Origin of the sequence: Novosphingobium kalidii (assembly GCF_040534015.1) — a bacterium.
GTDB classification, from domain to species: Bacteria; Pseudomonadota; Alphaproteobacteria; order Sphingomonadales; family Sphingomonadaceae; genus Novosphingobium; species Novosphingobium kalidii.
In genome coordinates this window covers 151626-172017 of the sequence record NZ_JBEWLY010000004.1, presented here as the reverse complement: position 1 = coordinate 172017, position 20392 = coordinate 151626, and the positions used below count along the sequence as shown (strand labels likewise).

18 protein-coding genes and 2 pseudogenes are annotated in these 20392 nt (G+C 62.0%); 13 read left to right on the top strand and 7 right to left on the bottom strand.

Features of this window, described 5'->3' with window-relative positions; all coding sequences use genetic code 11:
* Positions 1 to 24 precede the first annotated feature (24 nt).
* The 4 genes from ABVV53_RS01645 (at position 25) to kduD (ending at position 4160) form a co-directional block, all read left to right on the top strand.
* Positions 25 to 1326 carry an MFS transporter gene (locus ABVV53_RS01645; protein ID WP_353982573.1) on the top strand — a complete coding sequence of 434 codons (1302 nt, stop codon included), beginning with the start codon at positions 25 to 27 and terminating at the stop codon, positions 1324 to 1326.
* A complete protein-coding gene (locus ABVV53_RS01640) occupies positions 1323 to 2471 on the top strand; it encodes a glycoside hydrolase family 88/105 protein (RefSeq protein ID WP_353982572.1) in 1149 nt (382 codons plus the stop codon). The genes ABVV53_RS01645 and ABVV53_RS01640 overlap by 4 nt, the downstream gene beginning before the upstream one ends.
* Positions 2472 to 2486: 15 nt before the next feature.
* Positions 2487 to 3323, top strand: a complete 837-nt coding sequence (kduI, locus tag ABVV53_RS01635) for a 5-dehydro-4-deoxy-D-glucuronate isomerase (protein ID WP_353982571.1) — start codon at positions 2487 to 2489, stop codon at positions 3321 to 3323.
* A gap of 81 nt (positions 3324 to 3404) precedes the next feature.
* Positions 3405 to 4160, top strand: a complete 756-nt coding sequence (gene kduD / locus ABVV53_RS01630; protein ID WP_353982570.1) for a 2-dehydro-3-deoxy-D-gluconate 5-dehydrogenase KduD — start codon at positions 3405 to 3407, stop codon at positions 4158 to 4160.
* Between the two features lie 559 nt (positions 4161 to 4719).
* On the opposite strand, the gene ABVV53_RS01625 is transcribed toward kduD, so the two are convergent.
* Positions 4720 to 5355 carry a 2-dehydro-3-deoxy-6-phosphogalactonate aldolase gene (locus ABVV53_RS01625; RefSeq protein ID WP_353982569.1) on the bottom strand — a complete coding sequence of 212 codons (636 nt, stop codon included), beginning with the start codon at positions 5353 to 5355 and terminating at the stop codon, positions 4720 to 4722.
* The gene (locus tag ABVV53_RS01620) at positions 5352 to 6221 is read right to left on the bottom strand and encodes a 2-dehydro-3-deoxygalactonokinase (RefSeq protein ID WP_353982568.1); all 870 of its coding nucleotides are present in this window, start codon (positions 6219 to 6221) and stop codon (positions 5352 to 5354) included. Before ABVV53_RS01620 ends, ABVV53_RS01625 begins: the two co-directional genes overlap by 4 nt.
* A 510-nt stretch (positions 6222 to 6731) precedes the next feature.
* Between ABVV53_RS01620 and ABVV53_RS01610 the strand changes: the two are divergent.
* From ABVV53_RS01610 to ABVV53_RS01590, 5 genes and pseudogenes are all read left to right on the top strand, one after another.
* Positions 6732 to 6861 (top strand): annotated as a pseudogene (locus ABVV53_RS01610) (IS3 family transposase); the annotation flags it as partial.
* Between the two features lie 211 nt (positions 6862 to 7072).
* A complete protein-coding gene (locus ABVV53_RS01605; RefSeq protein ID WP_353982567.1) occupies positions 7073 to 7741 on the top strand; it encodes a TonB-dependent receptor domain-containing protein in 669 nt (222 codons plus the stop codon).
* Between the two features lie 183 nt (positions 7742 to 7924).
* A complete protein-coding gene (locus ABVV53_RS01600; protein ID WP_353982566.1) occupies positions 7925 to 8269 on the top strand; it encodes a hypothetical protein in 345 nt (114 codons plus the stop codon).
* Positions 8266 to 8727 (top strand): hypothetical protein, encoded by a 462-nt coding sequence (locus tag ABVV53_RS01595; RefSeq protein WP_353982565.1) that lies wholly within the window; start codon positions 8266 to 8268, stop codon positions 8725 to 8727. Before ABVV53_RS01600 ends, ABVV53_RS01595 begins: the two co-directional genes overlap by 4 nt.
* Positions 8728 to 8748: 21 nt before the next feature.
* A complete protein-coding gene (locus ABVV53_RS01590; RefSeq protein WP_353982564.1) occupies positions 8749 to 8982 on the top strand; it encodes a hypothetical protein in 234 nt (77 codons plus the stop codon).
* A 154-nt stretch (positions 8983 to 9136) separates the two neighbouring features.
* Here ABVV53_RS01590 and ABVV53_RS01585 read toward each other — a convergent pair whose 3' ends face one another.
* Positions 9137 to 10993, bottom strand: a complete 1857-nt coding sequence (locus ABVV53_RS01585) for a methyl-accepting chemotaxis protein (RefSeq protein WP_353982563.1) — start codon at positions 10991 to 10993, stop codon at positions 9137 to 9139.
* Positions 10994 to 11154: 161 nt separating this feature from the next.
* Between ABVV53_RS01585 and ABVV53_RS01580 the strand changes: the two genes are divergently transcribed.
* The 3 genes from ABVV53_RS01580 to ABVV53_RS01570 all read left to right on the top strand — a co-directional run bounded on the left by ABVV53_RS01580 (position 11155) and on the right by ABVV53_RS01570 (position 15601).
* Positions 11155 to 12534, top strand: a complete 1380-nt coding sequence (locus ABVV53_RS01580) for a DcaP family trimeric outer membrane transporter (protein ID WP_353982562.1) — start codon at positions 11155 to 11157, stop codon at positions 12532 to 12534.
* Between the two features lie 313 nt (positions 12535 to 12847).
* Positions 12848 to 15175, top strand: a complete 2328-nt coding sequence (locus ABVV53_RS01575; protein WP_353982561.1) for a TonB-dependent receptor — start codon at positions 12848 to 12850, stop codon at positions 15173 to 15175.
* 132 nt (positions 15176 to 15307) lie between these two features.
* Positions 15308 to 15601 (top strand): hypothetical protein, encoded by a 294-nt coding sequence (locus ABVV53_RS01570; protein WP_353982560.1) that lies wholly within the window; start codon positions 15308 to 15310, stop codon positions 15599 to 15601.
* A gap of 55 nt (positions 15602 to 15656) precedes the next feature.
* Here ABVV53_RS01570 and ABVV53_RS01565 read toward each other — a convergent pair whose 3' ends face one another.
* From ABVV53_RS01565 to ABVV53_RS01550, 4 genes are read right to left on the bottom strand one after another with little or no spacing between them, the layout of a single operon-like run.
* Positions 15657 to 15950 carry a hypothetical protein gene (locus tag ABVV53_RS01565; protein ID WP_353982559.1) on the bottom strand — a complete coding sequence of 98 codons (294 nt, stop codon included), beginning with the start codon at positions 15948 to 15950 and terminating at the stop codon, positions 15657 to 15659.
* Complete coding sequence (locus ABVV53_RS01560; protein WP_353982558.1) at positions 15950 to 18487, bottom strand: cbb3-type cytochrome c oxidase subunit I; 2538 nt, start codon at positions 18485 to 18487, stop codon at positions 15950 to 15952. The genes ABVV53_RS01565 and ABVV53_RS01560 overlap by 1 nt, the downstream gene beginning before the upstream one ends.
* The gene (gene coxB, locus ABVV53_RS01555) at positions 18484 to 19422 is read right to left on the bottom strand and encodes a cytochrome c oxidase subunit II (protein ID WP_353982557.1); all 939 of its coding nucleotides are present in this window, start codon (positions 19420 to 19422) and stop codon (positions 18484 to 18486) included. Before coxB ends, ABVV53_RS01560 begins: the two co-directional genes overlap by 4 nt.
* A gap of 1 nt (position 19423) precedes the next feature.
* Entirely contained in the window at positions 19424 to 19765 is a 342-nt protein-coding gene (locus ABVV53_RS01550) for a c-type cytochrome (protein ID WP_353982556.1), read from the bottom strand.
* Positions 19766 to 19828: 63 nt separating this feature from the next.
* Between ABVV53_RS01550 and ABVV53_RS01545 the strand changes: the two are divergent.
* A pseudogene (locus ABVV53_RS01545) lies at positions 19829 to 20377 on the top strand (c-type cytochrome); the annotation flags it as partial.
* Between the last annotated feature and the right edge of the window lie 15 nt (positions 20378 to 20392).

Genomic DNA, 20392 nt, shown 5'->3' with positions numbered 1-20392 from the left:
TTTCTTGTAACTGAAGAGGACGCTATGGTCGCTAAAGGCTCCGCCCCTCACCGCAGCATGGAACGTGTTGGGCGCTATCGCTGGACGATCTGCGCCCTGCTTTTTGCGGCGACGGCCATAAACTATATCGACCGTCAGATGATCGGGGTGCTGAAGCCTGTGCTTCAGGAAGACCTCGGATGGACCGAAGGGCAATATGCCGACATCGTTTTCTGGTTTCAGGCTGCCTATGCGGTCGGGTTCCTGGCGATGGGCCGCTTCATCGACTTTGCCGGTGCCAGGTTCGGCTACGCTATCGCCTTCACCTTCTGGACATTGGCGCACGTAGCGCACGGCTTGGTAAGTTCGGTCGCTCAGTTCGCGGCCGTACGCTTCGCATTGGGACTGGGCGAGGCTGGAAACTTTCCGTCTGGTCTGAAAGCAGTGACGGAATGGTTTCCCCAGAGGGAACGGAGCTTCGCCGTCGGTCTGTTTAACGCCGGCGCCAATGTTGGCGCGATTGCTACGCCGCTGCTCATTCCCGTCATAACGCTCGCCTATGGCTGGCGCATGGCGTTTATTGCCACCGGTGCTTTCAGCGTAATCTGGCTTGTTGCCTGGCTGACCTTGTATCGCCGGCCGGAAGAGCATTCAAAGGTCGGCGCAGCAGAGCTGGCGTTCATTCGCAGCGATCCTGTCCAGCCCAGCGCCCGGGTGCCTTGGCTGCGCCTCTTCGCGGTCCGTGAAACCTGGGCCTATGCCGTGCCCAAGTTCCTGACCGACCCGATCTGGTGGATGTTCCTGTTCTGGCTGCCCGATTTCCTGGCCAAGCGTTACGGCCTTGACCTCAAGACCTTTGGCATCCCTCTGGTCATCATCTATCTCTTGTCGGATGGCGGCAGCATAGCCGGGGGCTGGGCCTCCTCACGCCTGATTGCTCTCGGTTGGTCGCCCAATGCCGCTCGAAAGCTCACGATGCTGGCGTGCGCCATTGCCGTGCTCCCAATCATGACGGTGCAGCACGTGGATCAACTCTGGATCGCTGTGCTATTGATCGGCCTTGCAACGGCAGGCCACCAAGCCTTTTCCGCGAACTTGCTCACACTGCCCTCGGACCTGTTCCCACACAAGGCGGTTGCTTCCGTCGTGGGGATCGGCGGCACGGCTGGCGCGATCGGCGGCATGCTGATCGCCAAGTTCGTGGGCTACGTGCTCGAAGTTTCGGACAGCTATTCGGCGATATTCGCGGTGGCATCAGGCGCCTATCTGCTGGCGCTGTTTTCTCTGCACATCATCAGTCCCAGGCTGACGCCTGCTCGTTTTACCTCTCCGGAGACACAATCATGATATTCCGCGCCCTCATGGCCCCGCTGCTCGTCGTCTTCGCCATGGCAGCTCCGCTCGCCGCTGCGATCAAGCCCGCTGAGAGCCCGATCAAGACGGCAGTCAAGCTTGCCAACTGGCAACTTGAACGGATGAAGGACCCCCAGCTGGTCAGCCGCTGGACGTTCGAGACGAACAATCCGCGGGCTTGGGAGCAGGCAGTGTTCTGGGTTGGCATGACCGAGCTTGCCGATGCCGGCGCGCCGGCCAGCATTCGCAACGCCATTCTTCAGATGGGCGCAGCCAACAACTGGCAGCCGGGGGAGCGTCCCTACCACGCGGATGACCATACCATCACTCAAAGCTACCTTTGGGCCGCTAAGAACGGCGCACCGAAAGGCGCTCTTGCGCCCACTAAGGCCGCTTTTGACCGGATCATCGATAAGCCTGCCATAACGTCGCTGGCGTTCTACGCGCCGCCGCGCGGTCAGGGCGAAATCGAGTGCCTGACGCGCTGGTGCTGGTGCGATGCCCTGTTCATGGCACCGCCGGCGCTGGCCGAGCTATCGCTTCAGACTGGCGACCCGCGCTACCGCGAATTCGCCCTGAAGGAGTTCTGGGCGACAACGGACTTCCTATACGATCCGGTTGAGCATCTGTACTACCGCGACAGCCGGTTCTTCGAACGACGCGACGACAAGCAGCGGAAGATGTTCTGGTCGCGCGGCAACGGATGGGTGTTTGCAGGTATGGCCCGCATCATCCCTCGCCTTCCACAAGGCAGCCCCGATCGCCAGCGCATGGAAAACTTGTTCCGCGAAATGGCAGGCAAGCTCAAGAACATACAAAAACCGGACGGCTATTGGGCCCCTTCCCTGCTCGCACCCGAAAACTCCCCGCCGGAGACCAGTGGCACCGGCTTCTTCACCTATGGAATGGCATGGGGCGTTCGTAACGGTCTTCTGCCGCGCGCCGAGTACGAACCGGTCGCCCGGCGTGGTTGGGATGCGCTGAACCGCGCTATCCAGCCAGATGGTCGGCTCGGATACGTTCAACAGGTCAGCGACCGGCCAGAAAAGGTCGAGGCAATGGACACGCAATATTACGGCGTTGGCGCCTTCCTCCTAGCCGCCACCGAAATAGCCGCACTCAATCGTGCCTCGCGCTGAAAAGGATTACATACCGTGTTCAAGAAGACCTACTACGCCACGCACCCCGACATGATGGACGGCGCTTCCAACGAAGACCTGCGAGATCGTTATCTCGTTTCAGGATTGTTCGAGGCAGGCGAAATCGTGTTCACCTACTCTCACGGCGAGCGTTTTATCATCGGTGGTGCCGTGCCTTTGGACGCACCACTTTCCCTACCAGTGCAAACCGAACCGGAAAGTGCCGCTGGGCATTCTCTCCTCGAGCGGCGGGAACTTAGCGTGGTGAACATCGGCCAGGAAACCGGAACGGTAACAGTAGATGGTCAGGCATTCGAACTGGCAAGGTTCGAAACGCTTTACGTTCCGATGGGATCAAATGACGTAACCTTCGCCGGTAACGGAGCGCGGTATTACCTTCTCAGCGTACCCGCCCATGCCGCCTTCCCGCTCCGCAAGGTCACCTTGGCCGATGCCAATCCGATGCACCGCGGCAGTCTTGAGAGTTCCAACGATCGTACGATCTATCAGCTGATCCTGCCCCATCTGTGCGCCAGCGCTTCACTATGCCTGGGCCTTACTCAATTGAAGCCCGGCTCTGTCTGGAACACGATGCCGCCGCATGTTCACGAACGGCGCAGCGAGATCTACCTCTATATCGATCTCGATGACGACGACCGGGTGTTTCACTACATGGGGCAACCCGACGCGCTGCGACACATTGTCATGAAGAACGAGGACGTCGTCATATCCCCGCCGTGGTCGATCCACATGGGCGCAGGCACATCGAATTACGTGTTCATCTGGGCGATGGCGGGCGAAAATCAGGACTACACCGACATGGACGTGTGCGACATCTGCCAGCTCCAGTAAGCAGGGCTCCCATTACGAACTTGCAAAGCGCGCCCGATAAGGTCCCGCGTTCCGAGCGCGAACATTCATGAAAGACGATCCATGGCCATTTCCTTCGACCTGACGGGGAAGAACGCCCTCGTTACTGGCGCCAACACCGGGATCGGCCAGGCGATTGCCTTGGCTCTCGCACAAGCGGGCGCGGACGTTGCCGTAGCGGGGCGCTCAGACCCTACCGAGACGCTCGATCAGATAAGCGAAACCGGCCGCCGAGCCGTGAGCATCAAGGCAGACCTCTCCTCGGTGGAACCAATCGACCACATCATAGAAGAAGCGGTCAGCCGACTCGGGCAGGTGGACATCTTAGTCAACAACGCCGGGATCATCCGGCGCAGCGACATTCTGGAGTTCTCGGAAGAAGACTGGGATGCCGTGCTGGACACCAACCTAAAAACCTTGTTTTTCCTAAGCCAGGCAACAGCCAAGGGCATGGTGGAGCGTGGTAGTGGCAAGATCGTCAACATTGCCTCGCTCCTCACCTTCCAAGGCGGCATTCGTGTGCCCAGCTATGCAGCGGCCAAGTCAGGGGTCAGCGGCGTAACCAAGGCGATGGCGAACGAACTCGCACCAAGCGGCGTGCAAGTGAACGCGATCGCGCCCGGCTATATCACCACCAACAATACCGCAGCACTCCAGAGCGACGATATCCGCAATCGCCAGATCCTTGAGCGCATTCCTACAGGTCGTTGGGGGAAGCCAGAAGACATTGCTGGCGCCGCCGTGTTCCTGGCGTCCTCCGCGGCCGACTATGTGACGGGACATGTGCTGGCGGTGGACGGCGGGTGGCTTGCGCGCTAATAACGGGTGCTGACGTCCCAAGGTCACGGTTAACTCATTCGAGCCTGAAGAGCACGGTGGCGGCGGAGAGCGCGAGCCAAGGAAGAGCACCGATTCTGACAGGTTGAGGCGCGGCACCAATCCTTGGGCGGCCGAACGTGGGATCATGCGGTTGCAGCGATTGTCGTATTCGATGGGCGCCGAGCGAGATTAGCGGCCCAGAGGGCAGCAGTGCATTTTGGGGACACAGATATACGGTAGCGACCGGTCGTGCATAACAGCAAAGCGCATATCGAGCTTCCCGTCATTCGACCGTGTAAAATGGACAGCGGGCAATCTAACCCAACCATATGTCGGCCTGCTGATCTGCCCCCTTCTGGGTGGCCCATCGACTGTCATAGTCTGGACCACGAAGGAGGAGCGGAATGGCGCGGAAGCACAAGCCAGAGGAGATCATCGGCAAGCTGCGCGAGGCGGGGATCGTAGCCCCCCGATGGTCCTTTCGGAGACTAAATCAGATCGCGCCTCGGGCTGGGCAGGCGGTGGTTCGATGAGCAGCGCACATGTGTCGCGATCCGGATCACATATCTTGCGCCAACACCGCGAACGCTGCCGTAAAGGCACTCGCCCTGGTAAAGATCTCCTGTGCCGTGGCTCCGGTCCTGTAGAGTGCCGACCCGAGGCCATATCCGTTGGCCCCCGCCGCATGCCAGGGCCGCATGGTCTCGGGCGTGATGCCACCGACGACGAGCAGCGGCACTTCTTTGGGAAGCACCGCGCGCTGAGCCTTAACCACCGCGGGTGACGCAGCCTCGGCCGGGAACAGCTTGAGGCCGCTCGCGCCTGCGGACAGCGCGGCAAAGGCTTCGCTTGGCGTGAAGTAGCCAGGCAGGGAAATGAGGCCGCGTGTGACGCTCTCGGTGATGACCGCCACGTCGGTGTTAGGGGAGACGATCAGGCCCCCGCCCGCGTTCTGCACCTGCGCGACTTGCGCGACGCTAAGCACGGTGCCGGCGCCCACGATGACGTCGTCGCCGAGGCGGCGCGCCAAGCGCTCAATGCTGACCAGCGGTTCGGGCGAATTGAATGGAACTTCGATCATGGTGAAGCCCGCCTCGACCAAAGCGGCGCCCGCCGCCTCGACTTCGTCGGGCCGGATGCCCCGCAAGATTGCGACCAGCGGCATCGCGGCAAAGGCGGAGGCAAAGGCGGTCATGACATAAAGTTCCTGATTTGAGTGATGCCGGCGATGAACGAGGCATGGCTATCGATCGCGACGACCTTTCCGCCGGCGATGGTGATCGCGGCCGTGTAGAGCCGCGCGAGCAACCCGTCCGCAAGTAGGTAGACGGTCTGCTCAGGCTGGCGAAGGCGTGCGCGGCAGTCGTTGCCGATCAGCAATCCGCTGACATAGGCCGCTGCCTCGCCCGGCGCGCGCTTTCCAAGCACCGAGGCGGCACGAATGCCGAACAGCGCAGCGAGAAGGTCTGCGTCCGCGCTAGCGACGACACCCGCGCGGAACGAAGCGTCAGCGTTGACCTCGCCGGCCATCTCGCTGCCGATCAGCGCATGGCTCTTGAGCAGCGCAAACAACTCGCCGGTCATGGCAGTGGTGAAGTCGACGATTGCTCCCTGGCGCAAAGTGGCCCACTTGTTGTGCGTTCCCGGCTGACACAACAGTGCATCGCCCGGCGCAAGCCCCGCGGCCACCGCGCCAAGCAACTGCACTTCCTCGCCCCGCATGACATCCGCTCGTTCTGGCGTATCAACGTAGACCCCGGGGATGATCAACACGCCCTCGTCGGGCTGCACCACAGCAGACGCGATCGTTTCGAGGGTGGCAGGGCATGCAACGTAACCGGCGTCGTGCCAGCCTCGGTTCGATCCGACCATCCCCGCCATGATCACCGGGAGCGCACCGAGTTTGGCCCGCAACGCAGCAACCGCGGCAGGGAAGCCACCTGGCGGGACCGACAGGATGCCCATGCCGTCCCGCTGGGTCGCGACCGCTGAGCCCTGCTCGATACGAGAGACGCGGCGATTGGTCGTGCCCCAGTCAACCGCAATGAACGCATCAGTCACCAGACCACCGCCTGAAATAACCTCACTGCAAATACTCCATTGAAGTTCCGATCTGAGGAGAGAGGGCGTGCCTGACTGACTAGCGAAGGACTTCGTTGGGGCTCTCTGAAGTAGGCCCGTCGATCCGCGCCTGCGACCATAAAAAATATCGCTGGAGGGTGATAGTCAACGGTAAACGACCAGCGCGAGACGCGTCAATTCCTCGGCTTCAGCGAGCCATCAGGCAAGGAGCTGGAGATGAAGAAGTAGAGGTACACCGAGGAGCAGATAGCCTTCGCGTTGAAGCAGGCGGTGACAGGTAGACCGGCCGCCGAGGTGATCCGCCGCATGGGAATCTCCAAGCAGACATTTCACCCGTGGAAGAAGATGTACGGCGGCCATGGCGTGGAGCGCAACGCGCTCGCGATAGTCGATGCTTCCACTCGAGAGGCGGTGGCGATCGACGTCGATCCGAGCATCAAAAGTGAGCAGGTCGTTGCCGCGATGACGCGGACCTTACCGGCCCACGCTCCAAAGACCATTCGGGTCGACAATGGGCCGCAAGTTTGTCTCGAAGGCGATGGACCGGTGGGCCTACAAGAATGTCGTAACGCTGGACTTCAGCCGACCAGGCAAGCCGACGGACAATGCGTTCGTCGAGACATTACGTGATGGCGTCGTTCAACCCCGCTCGGCGTATGGGTGGTTGGCGAGCGCGACCGCGCCGTCGCTTTGCGGTGCACGCACCTCGGCTTCGCCTGTAACCCGCAAGTAACTGCCCGAGCTATGCGCCAACTTAGCGCTGAGGACTGATTTTCAGCACCTTACAGGCAAACTGAGTCTTGAGCCGCACGGCCGCAGGGAGGGAAAGTGTGCTTTTCACCGTCACCAGCATCTTCAACGAAGGCGGGGCGGCGTTGGCGGATCCCACGATCAACCTGACCGCGTCTGGCGGCAATCCCAACCTGCGACCCTATACCTCGTGGAACTTCAACACATCGTTCGAATGGTACTTCGACACGTTCGGCGCCTTCACCGTGGCCGCGTTCCACAAGGACATCAGCAACTACATCGCATCCGACTTCGAGACGCGCACGCTGGCCTTCGCGGTTGCCGATGGCAGCACGCTGCCCGTCGACGTCCTGGTCGCCACGCCGACCAACGTGGGCGATGCGACGATCACGGGCATCGAATTCGGCTATACCAACAAGCTACCCTTCGGTCTGGGCGTCACCGCCACGGCGACCTTCGCGACCTCCAAGCTGGAGCTCGACCTCTCGAACGTGGGCGTGCAAACCGCCGGCATCCAGGGCGTGTCCGGTGTCAGCTACTCGATCACGCCGTTCTTTGAGCGTGGACCGTTGGAGATCAACGTCAGCTACACCTACCGTAGCAACTGCATGACGGACGCGGGCGCGAACGTGACCTCGCTGCCCAGCCCTCAGGATGTCGTCGCATTCTATCAGAAGGGCTTCGGCATCGTCGACATCGGCGCCAGCTACCAGGTACGGCCAACGTCGAACTATTCATGCAGGCGGTGAACGTGCTGGACGAGCGGCAAGTCTCCTTTGCGGGCACCGAAAGCGAAGTCAGCGAAATCCACACTTTCGGACGCACGGTAAATTTCGGCGTACGCGCCAAGTTCTGATCCGACCTGCCGACACCGTCCCGACGCTCGCGCTTTGGGACGATGTCTGGCTTGCGGCACAAGGTGAAACCACTCCATGCTCACGCGCCTGATCCCTCTCGTTGCGAGCGCCGCCTTGGCAATGTCCGCTTCCGCCTTGGCCGAAGATGGGCAGCGTCGCTGGCTGGCCGGCGATCACCACGTGCACAGCATCTACAGCGCGCGCTACAAGCCCGATTCTGCGCATCCCGAGCGGGCACCTGCGCCGATCATCGGCGAGGATCCGTCTCATACGGTCCTTCAGAACGTGCAAATGGCACAGCGCTTTGGCTTGGACTGGATGGTCGCTACCGATCACAGCGGTCCGCACCACTCCGCGCTGAACCATGACAAGGCCTGGCCCGATGTTGTCGCCGCGCGCGGAAGGCGGTGCCAGGTATGACCGTGTTGTACGGCATGGAGTTCGACGTTCCAGGCGGCGAGCATGCCAGCCTGATACTGCCGACGAACCCGGAGGAGCGCTCGGCGTTGCGGGCGATCGAGTCTCGTTTTGGCAAGCGCGAAGCGTTTCCGCCGGACCCGTCGCGTAACACTAAGCCCCGGATGATCGAGGCGCTGCGCTACATGGCCGCGCTGCCGCAGCCGCCGGTCCTCGTCGGCAACCATCCTTCCCGCACCGCGACGGGAAAGGGCGCATGGGGGGCGCACACGCCCGCCGAACTCGCGGTCTGGCAGGCTGCCGCGCCCGGCGTGGTCATCGGCATGGAGGGCGCTCCCGGTCACCAGGCAGCCATGCCAAAGCACGGGCTGGACGCGGCCCACGGCTCTCGCGGGCTCTATGGCGGTTATCCAACGCTGGGCGGGCTCGACCAGATGGTGGCCCAACTAGGGGGAGCTTGAGATGCGCTGCTGGGTCAAGGCTTGCGCTGGAGCATCACGGCGAACTCGGACTCGCACGGTCACCATAGCGCGGGCGGAGCCGATTTCTGGCCTGGTGAGTATTCCAAGACCTGGGCCTACGCTTCGCCGAATGGTGACGACATTTTGGATGGGCTGCGCAAAGGGCGCATCTTCGTCGCCACTGGAGGGCTGATCGATAGACTGGACGTGACTGCGGCTCTGGCATCGACGCCTGCGATGGGTGACTTGATGTGAGAGATGGAGATGCGGGTTGCACAGATCCAAAGCGTTTTCACACAGCCTCTTCCTGATCCTGTCGAAACGATCCCGCCGCAGAGGTACGCGACGAGGAAACCGCTTCGCCGCTGCTTCGCTTCCACCCCTGGCTGAAAGACTGGGTCAACGGGGCCTAAAAGGCTTGCCAGTCGCTATCTGCTCCTGCCATCGCGGTGGAATGTCTCGCCGTGAGCACCGGGGCTGCGGGGACGTGGCGCGCCCCGACCGACCGGGTCGCCGGTGTCGGAGTGGTCCGTCGCACCTGTCCTGCATTGAACTGGGCGGCCTCGTCGCTGAGCGAGGCGACTTCGAAGGCAAGGTTGCGCGCGGCGGCGGAGGTTTGCTCCACCATGGCGGCGTTCTGCTGTGTCGACTGGTCCATCGTACGGATCGCGATCGAAACCTCCGCAATCGCGGCTGACTGTGTCTGGTTATCCGACGCGATGCGGCCCAGGAGCTGGTGCATCTCATCGACATCGGTCGAGATGCAACCGAGCGCACCATCGACTTTCTCCACCATCTCCACCGCGCCAATGATGTCCGCCTGCGTAGCGGTGAGCTCCTCCCGCGCCCGCGCAGCCTCCTCTTCCGAGCGCATCGCAAGCGCCGAGACGAGATCGGCGACCACAGCGAACCCGCGGCCGGCTTCGCCCGCGCGTCCGGCTTCGACGGCGGCGTTCATCGCCAGCACGCGCGTCTGGAAGGCGATCTTGTCGAGGCCTTCAATCACGCTGTCGATGCCTTTTGCGCCGTCGGCAACACGCGTCATCGCGTGGACTGCCTTGTCTGCAACTTCGCGTCCCTCCAACACGCTTTTAACCGTGCCAGTCGCCCGCTCAAGCGTGCTGTTCGCCGCTTGGGCGGTCGCCCTGAGGCGTTCGTCCATCTGCGCCACCGCGGCAGACGTTTCCTCCAGGCCCGCCGCATTGCTCTCGGTGCGGCGCGCCAAATCCTCGGATGCTTGCGCGATCTCGCCTGAGCCAACCTGAATTGTCGCTGCGCTTTCCGCAACCGATCCGATCAGAGCCCGGAGCTTGGCCAATGCTTCGTTGAAGTTGGCTTTCAGCGTCGCATAAGCGGCAGGAAACTCCTCGGTGATAGAGGTGGTCAGGTCGCCATTGGAAAGGTCCGACAGATGCAGGGAGACCGCGTGAACCACTTGCCGCTGTTCTCGTTCCGCAGCCGCGCGGGCCGCATCAGCCTCCGCCTTCTTAATTGCGGTCGCCCGGAACACTTCAAGCGCCTGCGCCATCTCGCCGACCTCGTCCGCCCGATCGCCGCCCGGGATGCCGGACTTTGTGTCACCCTCGGCCAGAGAACGCATGCGGTGGGTGAGCTCAACGATTGGTCTGGATATCGAGCGCCCTAGCAGGATTGTCAGCGCACAAACGCCGATTAGCATCGCCAGAACGATGCCCACCATCGTTATCGTCTCGCGCCATATCGCATCCCGGAGATCGTCGACATAGACGCCCGAGCCCACGATCCAGCCCCAGGGAGTAAAGCCTTTGACGAACGAGAGCTTGGGCTGCGGCTCGTCGGCGCCGGGCTTTGGCCAACGATAACCAACAACGCCCTCGCCACTGGCTTTCACGGTGGAGCTCATCGCGCGGAACGGGTAAACGCCATCGATGTCGACTTGACCGCCTACGTCCGTTCCGTCCATCTCAGGCTTCATGGGGTGCATGAGCATCCGCGGCTGGTGATCAGTGACGAACAGATAATCATTGTCGCCGTAGCGCATCACCTTGAGCGCGGACAGCGCAGCGGCCTGCGCCTGCTCCTTGCTCATCCGTCCGGCACGCTCTTCCGCTTCATAGTATGCAACGATGCTGTGGCCGGTCTCGACGATCTTCTTCGTCCGGTCGGCCACACCGTTGCGCATCGCGCTGTCCAGTCGCGTCAGCGACAGGCCAGTCACCAGGATCATGCCTAAGGCAATGGCCACGGTGATAACAAAAAGACGATGTCTGATACGCAACTTCTTCATGGACTACATTCCGCTCGGTTCCCTCGCATTTTAGACGGATCGAGCACGCCGGCGGTCCCGCAGAGACCTGCTCGGAAAAAAAGTGAAATCTCCCGCCTCGGTCCCGATCGCCACTGCACCGTCTATGATTGATGCTCAGCCTGCGGGATTTTCAATCAGAAATGCGACGTTCGACAACTTTTGGCACCTTGGGTGTTTTGACGGCGCTTCTGACGCCCACCACCCTTGCCGCGCAGACAGCGCGCGAACGCGATCTTGAAACTCGGGTGCAGCAGCTGGAGGAGGCCTTGCTTGCGCTTCGCCTGCAAATGCAACCATCAACCTCCGATCCGGTTGTTGCAGATGCTGGCGCAAGCCCCCGGTCTGAAATCGCCCCGCCCGCGCCGGTCAAATTCGCACCAGCCAAACCCGCACCGCCGATCGAGCGCGCGAGCGGCACTCAGGGCGACGAGACGCAGATCAAACTCAGCGGCTTTGTTCGAGTCAATATGATCGGCTCACGCAGCGATGCGGGAGAGATGCCTGTGGGTGCCTTGGGCCGGGAATTTTACCTTCCGCAGCAGATACCGGTCGGCCGCGACTTTGCCAGCAACAGCCTGCTGCTAAGCGCCCGGCAGACGCGACTTGCGGTCGACGTCGCCAAGGCGCTTCCGGCGGGCGAGATCAAGGCGCACGTTGAGTTCGACTTCGCGCTTGCCGCTGCGCCCGTCGGCGCCCAGCGCGCCACTAATCCTTATACCCCGACCTTCCGGCGAGGCTTCGTGCAATACGGCGGCCTGCTGATCGGGCAGGAGTGGACGACTTTCCAGAATGTCTCAGTGCTGCCCGAAACGACCGACTTCGTTGGACCGATAGAGGGCACGGTGTTCGCTCGCCAGGCCCTGATACAGTACAGGCTGCCGCTCAGTTCATCGCTAGACCTGCTGATGGCGGTGGAGAATCCCGAGACCGAGACGATCAGTGCCGCTGCGCCGATCATGGGCGACAATGACGACGACCGGCTTCCCGATTTGGTAGCGCGACTGAACGCACGCACGGCGTTCGGTGAATTCTCGCTCGCCGGGCTTGCACGCGAACTTCGCGTCCAGGACGAGGGGCTGGCGATCAGCACATTTGCATGGGGCGCGAGCTTGGCGGGCCGCGTTCCTTTCGGCCCCAAGAAGCGCCACGACATCCGGTTCATGGCGACTTATGGTCAGGGTATCGGACGCTATCTGGGACTTGGCTTCGCTCCGGACGCATTTCGGACGGCCGACAGGCTGGCGCCAATCGACAATCTTGCCGGCTTCGTCGCCGTCAAGCTGGGGTGGACCGATAAGCTGCGATCGACGGTCACTTACAGCCTGCAGGAAGCTGAGTACCCGGATTTTGCACCGGAAACCGCCAATATGCGTGCTGAAAGCCTGGCGGGTAACCTGTTCTGGACCCCGATCGACAAGTTCGACTTGGGTATCGAGTACCGTCGCGGCTATCGTTCAGTGCTGAGCGGGGCAGAGGGACGGCTCGATCGTATCGAATTCGCCGCCAAGTACGGGTTCTGAGTAGGGGACGGCTTTGATCGAGCCATTCGCTACTGAAGGTCAGGAACATTACAGGACGTCTTGTCAGAAAAGCTATGACGCCTGAGTGGTCACATCTCGGGGCAGTACGTCAGTGACCGCCGCCGTAGCGGCACCCCAGCTTACGCGGCCAATCAGCAACAGTGCGTAGCAATTTCGCGAGCCAGCGGAAATTTGTCACGAATGTCACATGGAACCAGAATAGGGGCGCCGGCGGGCGCTCGCGAGGCTGATGATCCGCAAAAATCACGCGGAGGGCACGGCGGCGCACCGGTTGCAAAAGGAAGACATTCGAATGATCTCGTACAAGCAGCGCAGGGCTGTGGTTTTTGCTTTGTTGAGCCTGGGCGCGAGCGCGCTGCCCGGCATGGCTTTGGCACAGGATGCTGCGGCATATGGTGGAACGACCGCCAGCGCTGAACAGTCCGGCGGGCTTGAAGACATCGTGGTCACGGCCGAGCGCCGTGAGGAGCGGCTGATGAACGTGCCGGTCTCCGTGGGTGTCGTGCGTGGCGATGACTTCCGCACCTTTACCGCTGGCGGCGATGACACCCTGCTGGCGCTCTCCGGCCGAGTTCCCGGACTTTATGCCGAGACGACCACGGGCCGCATCTTCCCGCGCTTCTACATTCGCGGCCTCGGCAACAATGACTTCTACCTCGGCGCATCGCAGCCCGTCTCGATCATCCAGGACGACGTGGTGCTCGAGCATGTGGTGCTCAAGTCCAACCCGGTGTTCGACGTTGCCCAGGTCGAGGTGCTGCGTGGGCCGCAAGGATCGCTGTTCGGCCGGAACACGACGGCAGGCATAGTCAAGTTCGACACCAACCGCCCCACCCAGCAGCTTGACGGTCAGGCATCCCTTAGCGTGGGAAGCTACAATTCTGTCGCGCTAGATGCCGGCATTGGTGGCCCGATCGTGGCCGACAGGATCGCCGTGCGCCTTTCGGCCTTGGTGCAGCATCGTGACGACTACGTGGACAACATCTATCGCGGCCCCAGCGCGGATGGCACCGTCTCTCCGATGAAGGACGTGATGGGTGGCTTCGACGATCGCAATGCTCGCCTCCAGATCCTGTTCACGCCGACAGAGGATGTGTCGCTGCTGCTGTCTGGCCATATTCGCGACTACGACGGCACTTCTACCTTGTTCCGTCGTGGAGCTCTGGAGAAGGGCTCGAACGATCCAATCGCACCTCGCAAGTCGGTCGCTTACGACGAGGCACAGAACAACCGTCAGGCTTACAACAGCAAGGGTGCATCGGCTCACTTCACCTGGGATTTCGGACCGGCGGCTCTGACTTCTATCACCGCCTATGAGACCACAGAGGGCTTCAGCCGCGGCGATACCGATGGCGGCGCGGCAGCTGATTTCCCCGTCAGAGGCGTCCCGAACGGTTATGGCCAGTCGCAGGGCAACATTCGCGATCTTGACCAGTGGACTCAGGAGCTCCGCCTCGCCAGCACTGGAGATGACGCCTTCAAATGGCAGTTCGGCGGTTTTTACTTCGATAGCCGCGACACGACTGACTTCTACCAGCGGGCGTTCTTCCTTAATGCTCCAGCGCGCAATCCAAATAACTGGGTTCGCCTTCGCAACGTGAACACTTCGTGGGCCGTGTTCGGCCAGGCAAGCTACAAGCTGACCGAGGCACTCACCGTAACCGCCGGTGCGCGCTACACCAACGACGACAAACGCACGCGCCTGCTCAAGACGGCCGACACTGCTGCTGGCGTGGTGACTTACCGCGGCCGTACCGACGTCGAGCTTGAAGCCGAGAAGCCTAGCTGGGACATCAGCGCGCTCTATCAGGCAAGCCCCGATGTAAGCATCTACGCGCGCATCGCCCGTGGCTTCCGAGGGCCGACCATCCAGGGCCGCTCGGCGGTATTTAACTCGGACTTCACCACCGCTGACTCCGAAACGATCACGTCGTATGAGCTAGGCTTCAAGAGCCAGCTTCTGGATAACACGCTGCGCTTCAATGCCAGCGCATTCTATTGGAACCTGAAGGACATTCAGCTCAACGGCAATGACTCGAACGGCAACGGTGTGCTGTTCAACGCCGACAAGGCCGAAGCCTACGGTCTTGAGGCCGAGTTGGAATATCGTCCGTTGCGCAACCTCTCGCTCTCTCTCGGTGGTAGCCTGCTGCACACCGAGATCAAGGACGACCGGGTCTATGCCCAGGCTTGTGCGCTCAACGGCGTGCTAGTCTGCACCGTCAACGATCCGATCATCACCCGTACGGTGTTCGGCGCCCCGGCCTACTTCGCGCAGATCGACGGTAATCCGCTGCCGAATGCGCCCAAGTACACGCTCAACGCGACAGCACGTTACGACATCCCGGTCGGCGATGCCTCAAGGTTCTTCATCGCCACGGACTGGAACGTGCAAGGCTACACGAACTTCGTTCTTTACAAGACGGACGAGTTGTACGCGAAGAACAACTTCGAGGGTGGCCTGAAGATCGGGTACGACACCGGCAATTTCGAGATTGCTGCATTCGCACGCAACATCACGAACGAGAAGAACCTCAAGGGCGTGATCGAGAACTACATGGCCGCCGTCTACAATGAGCCGCGCATCATCGGCGTCTCGTTGAGCGGCAAGATTCGCTGAGCCGTTCGGGACCGCCGCCATCGGGTGGCGGTCCCGGCACTCGGCTCTGGCCTCGCTATGCTGTGGTTTGATTTGAATGCCGTCCCGCAGGGGAGCGCGGCGTACGACTGGTCCTTCTGGAGACTTATCGTCATGCGTTCTCTCTACTGCTTCACGTCGCTTGCTGCTCTCGTGGCCCTAGCTGCCTGCCGAGCGCCTGCGAACGACAGCGAAGCTCCAGCCCCGGAAACTGCGCAGACCGCCGCCGACAAGAAAAGCGGCGCAGCAATTCTGTCCGAAAGGGAGGTTCCCGGGTTCGATATCGAAGTCCCTCAGGTCAGCGATATCAACGCCGCAGCCGCAGAGAGGATCAATGCCACTTTGTCCTCTGAAGACAATGGGAAGTGGATCGAACCGCTCAAAACCATCGCTGGAAAGGCGAATTAAGACGGGTTCAGAAACAGCGGCACCAAGGGCCGGACGTCAACATTGGCGTCCGTGACTAGATCAGGAATGCCGGGGAGCTTTGGTACAGAATTGAAATTCCTGCCATCGTCGCGCCGGCAACTGCGATCCACGCCAGCCATCGGTTGAGATCATCCGTACCGGCTGCTCTCACAATTCCCAGTGCATGCCAGAAAAGCCAACCCACAGCCGCGAGCGCGGCGACGGTGATCGCCAGGACCAACCAGCGCGCGACGGCAGATCCGGGAAAGAGGCTCGCGGCCGCGTAGACCCCGAAGAAGTGCGCGGTCCAAGCCAGAAAGCCACCGAGGAGGAGTTTCCACGTGCCCATCACACTCCGCCCGGGAAGAAGCGCAGGAGCAGCGTGGTCGCGGCGCCTTGGGCTGCGGTGTAAAGGAGGAACAGACACGTCACGTCGAACGTGGTGTTCCTGGGGCGAGTGACCAAGCCCCGGCTGGTTCGAGCGGCCAGGTAGCCGGCCATCAGAAGTACGATCGCAACGAGCTGCGCCTCAAGCGCCAGCATCGCATGCGAGAGTGCCCCTTGGGATGTCAGCTCCGGATCGATCCCTTGCGCGCGCCAACTGAACCAGTCGAGCACCAGCGCTGCGAGAATGAACCCGCTCGCGAACAACACGGCAGCCGTTGGGCTCCATAGCGTGGATTTCTCCCGTGTGAGCAATCGCCAGCCGTATAGGACCAGCAGCGCTGCGGCACCGTACCCCGCGACGATCGGCACCGCCCACCATTGTCCGGTCGGGGCGGTCCAGTACTCCGGATGGATGCCGTAGACGAAGAGATAGCCGAACACTGCCATCACGAAGATCATGAAGCAGACGACAAGGACGCAGATGATCGCCCACCAGCCGTGCGAGCTTGGCCCAGTGACATACGTGGGCAGGATGACGCCTGCTCCGACATCGACTTCGGCCTGCTTCGCAGGACGGTCCGTATCCCATAGCCAACGCAGGATGGATATCGTGGCCAGCGGCAGGCAGATCACCGCGGGGATGTAGGCCTGCACCGTCATGAGCAGAAAGAAACCGGCCGTGAACACCGCCGCGAGCAAGGGCCAGACCGACGGGCCCATCATGATCGTGAGATATTGCGGTTCGGCGCGGATGGGGCTTGTGATCAGCGTCTCGCGCAGGCCCGTCGCCGAAAAAGGCAGCATGTAGCGGCCTTCTTCCACGTCCTTGCAGATGTTCGGATCGTCCCACAGAGGCTGCCGGCTTCGCACCACGGGAATGCTGCGGGTGGAATAGAGCCCGGTAGGCAACCATTCGAGCGTCCCGCCACCGTAGGTGTTTCCTGCGTCGTCCTCGGCCGTGAAGCGGAAGTTGCGCGCAAGATCGAGGAGGAACACCGCCACACCTGCGGCAAGGACAAACGCGCCGACAGTGGAGAGCAAATTGGTCCACTCCCACTGCATTCCCGGCAGGTAGGTATAGACGCGGCGGGGCATCCCCATCAGGCCTGTCAGGTGCATGGGAAGGAAGGTGATGTGCATGCCAGCGAACATCAACCAGAATGCCCACTTGCCCAGCCGCTCCGAAAGCGGACGGCTGCTCGTCATTCCCACCCAATAGTAGAACGCGGCGAATACCGGGAAAACCGCACCGCCGATCAGCACGTAGTGCAGGTGAGCGACAATGAAATGAGTATCGTGAACTTGCCAGTCGAACGGGACCATAGCGACCATCACGCCGGTCAGCCCGCCCATGACGAACGTGACGAGGCCGCCGATCACGAACAGCGTGGGCGTGTTGAACGTCGGCTTGCCCGTTGCCAGCGTGGCGATCCAGCTGAACACCTGGATGCCGGCGGGGATGCTCACCGCCATGCTCGCTGCCGAGAAGAACCCGACCGACAGCGTCGGCATACCTGTCGCGAACATGTGGTGCGCCCAGACGCCGAAGCTGATGAACCCGGTGCCCAGCAAGGCCAACACGATCAGCTGATACCCGACCAGTTCCGTCTTCGAGAGACTGGCGACCATCATCGAAACCAGCCCGGCTGCGGGAAGGAAGATGATGTAGACCTCGGGGTGGCCGAAGAACCAGAACATGTGCTGCCACAGCATCGGGTCGCCACCGCGCGTGGCATCGAAGAACGGCCAGTTCAGCGCGCGCTCGATCTCCAGCAGCAGCGTTGCCAGGATAACCGCGGGAAAGGCGATCAGGATCATCGCCGCGAACACCAGCATGGCCCAGGCGAACAGGGGCATACGGGCCAGCGTCATGCCCGGCGCGCGGGTCTTGAGAATGCCCACGAGGATCTCGATGGCGCCCGCAATCGCGGAGATCTCGATGAAACCGATGCCGAGCAGCCAGAAGTCGGCGTTGATCCCCGGCGAGTAGGTGGTGCTCGTCAGCGGGGGGTACATGAACCAGCCCCCGTCTGGTGCCAGCCCCACGAAGAGAGAGCAGAAAAAGCTCAGGCCGCCAACGAAGTAAGCCCAGAAGGCATAGGCCGACAGCCGAGGAAACGGTAAATCGCGGGCTGCCAGCATCTGGGGCAGCAGCATGACGCCGAGCGCCTCCATCACGGGCACCGCGAACAAGAACATCATCACCGTGCCGTGCATGGTGAAGAACTGATTGTAGGTTTCCTGCGGCAGCACTCCCAGCAGCGGCAACGACAACTGGGTGCGCACCGCCAGCGCCAGCAAACCAGCCAGCAGGAAGAACAGGAACGCAGTCGCGACGTACCACAAGCCAATATAGTTGTTGTTGACGACGGTGAGCCGCGCCCATCCCTTGGGTGCGGCCCAGATCCGCTCAAGTTCGTCGACTTCGCTTTGCGGCCGTGCCTCCGCGGTGGGGAAGCGATCGAAAAGTTGCGGGTCGAACCCCGTTTCCGACGTCACCGTTGCGCCTCAAGATAGCTGGCGAGCGCCATGAGCTGCTCGCTCGAGAGAAGTGTGTAAGGCGGCATCCGATTGTTCGGCTTGATCGCTTGGCTGTTACCGATCCAGCCCATCAGCGTCCCCCGGTTGTTAGGTAGAATACCGGCGCCCAGCGTGCGACGGCTGCCCACGTGAGTCAGGTCTGGCCCGGCGACGCCGTTCGCATCGGTGCCGGCGATGCGATGGCACGCCGAGCAACCCGCCGTGTCGAACAGCCGCGCGCCTGCGGAGGTCGCGTCGACGGCGATTGCGGCTCTGGCAAGCCGCGCCTCCATCAGCCGCGTGAACTGCACTGGATCATGTGCGATCACCGTGAAGCCCATCAGCGCATGTGGTCCGCCACAGTATTCCGCACACTGGCCGCCGAATGTGCCCGGTGTATTCGCCTGGATACGCATCAGGTTGCGGCGGCCCGGTATCATGTCGAGCTTGCCCGAAAGGCGGGGCACCCAGAAGCTATGGATCACGTCTGCGGATTCGAGCTCAAGGACCACCGGCTGGCCGGCGGGAATGTGCAGCTCGTTCGCGTCCAGAATGATCTCCTGCCCCTGCGCGTCCAAGTATGCGACCCGCCACCACCACATTTCGCCGGTAATGCGGACCCGCATCTCGTCACCCCTGATGGGGTCCGACAGATGGTTGGTGAGCGACAGGCCGTAGACCAGCAGAGCGGTGAGGACGACGAGCGGGAAGGCCACGCCCCCGGCCCAGATCGCTGTCTTCCCGCCCACCTTGCGTTGCAGCTCTCGTCGTCCGAAGAGGGCGAGGTAAAGCGCCACAAGCACCACCAGCAGCACCACTGCGGCCATGGCAAAAAGTATCCAGCTGAGCAGGCTGATCGATCCAGCGTAAGGACCTGCCGGATCCAGCACAGGCGGCGGCCAACCATTGAACATCTTATTCTCCGCCCTGTTCGTACAAGTAGGCGGCGATATCGCGCGCCTCGTTCTGTGTGATCGGCATTGCCGGCATGCCTGACCCTGGCACGAGGCTTGGCGCATTTCGGATGTAGGCCGCGAGGACATCCGGCCTATTCGGCAGCACGCCTGCGATCAGCGCCCGATCCGCAAGGCCTTCCAGATTGGGCCCGACCTTGCCTTTGGGCCAGCGTATGCCCGGCATGGTGTGGCATGCGCCGCATCCGGCGCTCTCGATCGCAATCTTGCCTTGAGCCGCGTTCGCTTGCGGCAGGAACTGGCGCTGATCGGGCGGCGCCTTGCAGGCGACAACGCCAAGCATCAGCGGGAGCAACCCGACAGATGGGAACCAGCAGCTCCTTCTGGCAATTGCGCGCATGTGTTGATGCGTAGCCCCCTCCTTGCCGCCGCGACCCTCTTGGGTGCGCTGACCTCCGGTTGCACAGCTGTAGAGAGCAAATCTACGGATCGCCTGGCGCAGGACGGGCACCTGATCGCTCTGAGCGGTGCCAAGGCGGGAGCGGCCAACGCCTGTTTCACCTGTCACGGCATGGATGGTCTGGGCAATGGCGCCGGTGCGCCACGACTGGCTGCTCTTGACGCTGGCTATCTGGTTCGTCAGCTTGAGGCCTATTCCGACGGCAGGCGCGACCACGCGCAGATGGGATGGATTGCCAAGCGGCTGACGCCGACTGAGCGGCAGGCCGTCTCGCAGTACTACGCTCAACTTCCATTCCCAGGCAACGGCAGGGCGCCAGTGGCCCGGCTCGCGCTTTACCATGAAGGCGACGCCTCGCGCGGCCTTCCGGCCTGTTCCACCTGCCATGGCGATGAAGGACAGGGCATCGGTCCGGCCAACCCGCCACTCGCCGGGCAGCCCGGCGGGTACCTCACCGAGCAGCTCGAGCTCTGGCGAGCGGGGCGTCGGAGGAACGATTCTGGCGACGTG

Bases quoted from the DNA above. Each gene is read 5' to 3' on its own strand.
- ABVV53_RS01645 (WP_353982573.1), top strand. From the start codon at position 25: ATGGTCGCTAAAGGCTCCGCCCCTCACCGCAGCATGGAACGTGTTGGG.
- ABVV53_RS01640 (WP_353982572.1), top strand. From the start codon at position 1,323: ATGATATTCCGCGCCCTCATGGCCCCGCTGCTCGTCGTCTTCGCCATG.
- kduD (WP_353982570.1), top strand. From the start codon at position 3,405: ATGGCCATTTCCTTCGACCTGACGGGGAAGAACGCCCTCGTTACTGGC.
- ABVV53_RS01625 (WP_353982569.1), bottom strand. From the start codon at position 5,355: ATGACCGCCTTTGCCTCCGCCTTTGCCGCGATGCCGCTGGTCGCAATC.
- ABVV53_RS01600 (WP_353982566.1), top strand. From the start codon at position 7,925: ATGCTCACGCGCCTGATCCCTCTCGTTGCGAGCGCCGCCTTGGCAATG.
- ABVV53_RS01595 (WP_353982565.1), top strand. From the start codon at position 8,266: ATGACCGTGTTGTACGGCATGGAGTTCGACGTTCCAGGCGGCGAGCAT.
- ABVV53_RS01585 (WP_353982563.1), bottom strand. From the start codon at position 10,993: ATGAAGAAGTTGCGTATCAGACATCGTCTTTTTGTTATCACCGTGGCC.
- ABVV53_RS01580 (WP_353982562.1), top strand. From the start codon at position 11,155: ATGCGACGTTCGACAACTTTTGGCACCTTGGGTGTTTTGACGGCGCTT.
- ABVV53_RS01575 (WP_353982561.1), top strand. From the start codon at position 12,848: ATGATCTCGTACAAGCAGCGCAGGGCTGTGGTTTTTGCTTTGTTGAGC.
- ABVV53_RS01570 (WP_353982560.1), top strand. From the start codon at position 15,308: ATGCGTTCTCTCTACTGCTTCACGTCGCTTGCTGCTCTCGTGGCCCTA.
- ABVV53_RS01565 (WP_353982559.1), bottom strand. From the start codon at position 15,950: ATGGGCACGTGGAAACTCCTCCTCGGTGGCTTTCTGGCTTGGACCGCG.
- coxB (WP_353982557.1), bottom strand. From the start codon at position 19,422: ATGTTCAATGGTTGGCCGCCGCCTGTGCTGGATCCGGCAGGTCCTTAC.
- ABVV53_RS01550 (WP_353982556.1), bottom strand. From the start codon at position 19,765: ATGCTTGGCGTTGTCGCCTGCAAGGCGCCGCCCGATCAGCGCCAGTTC.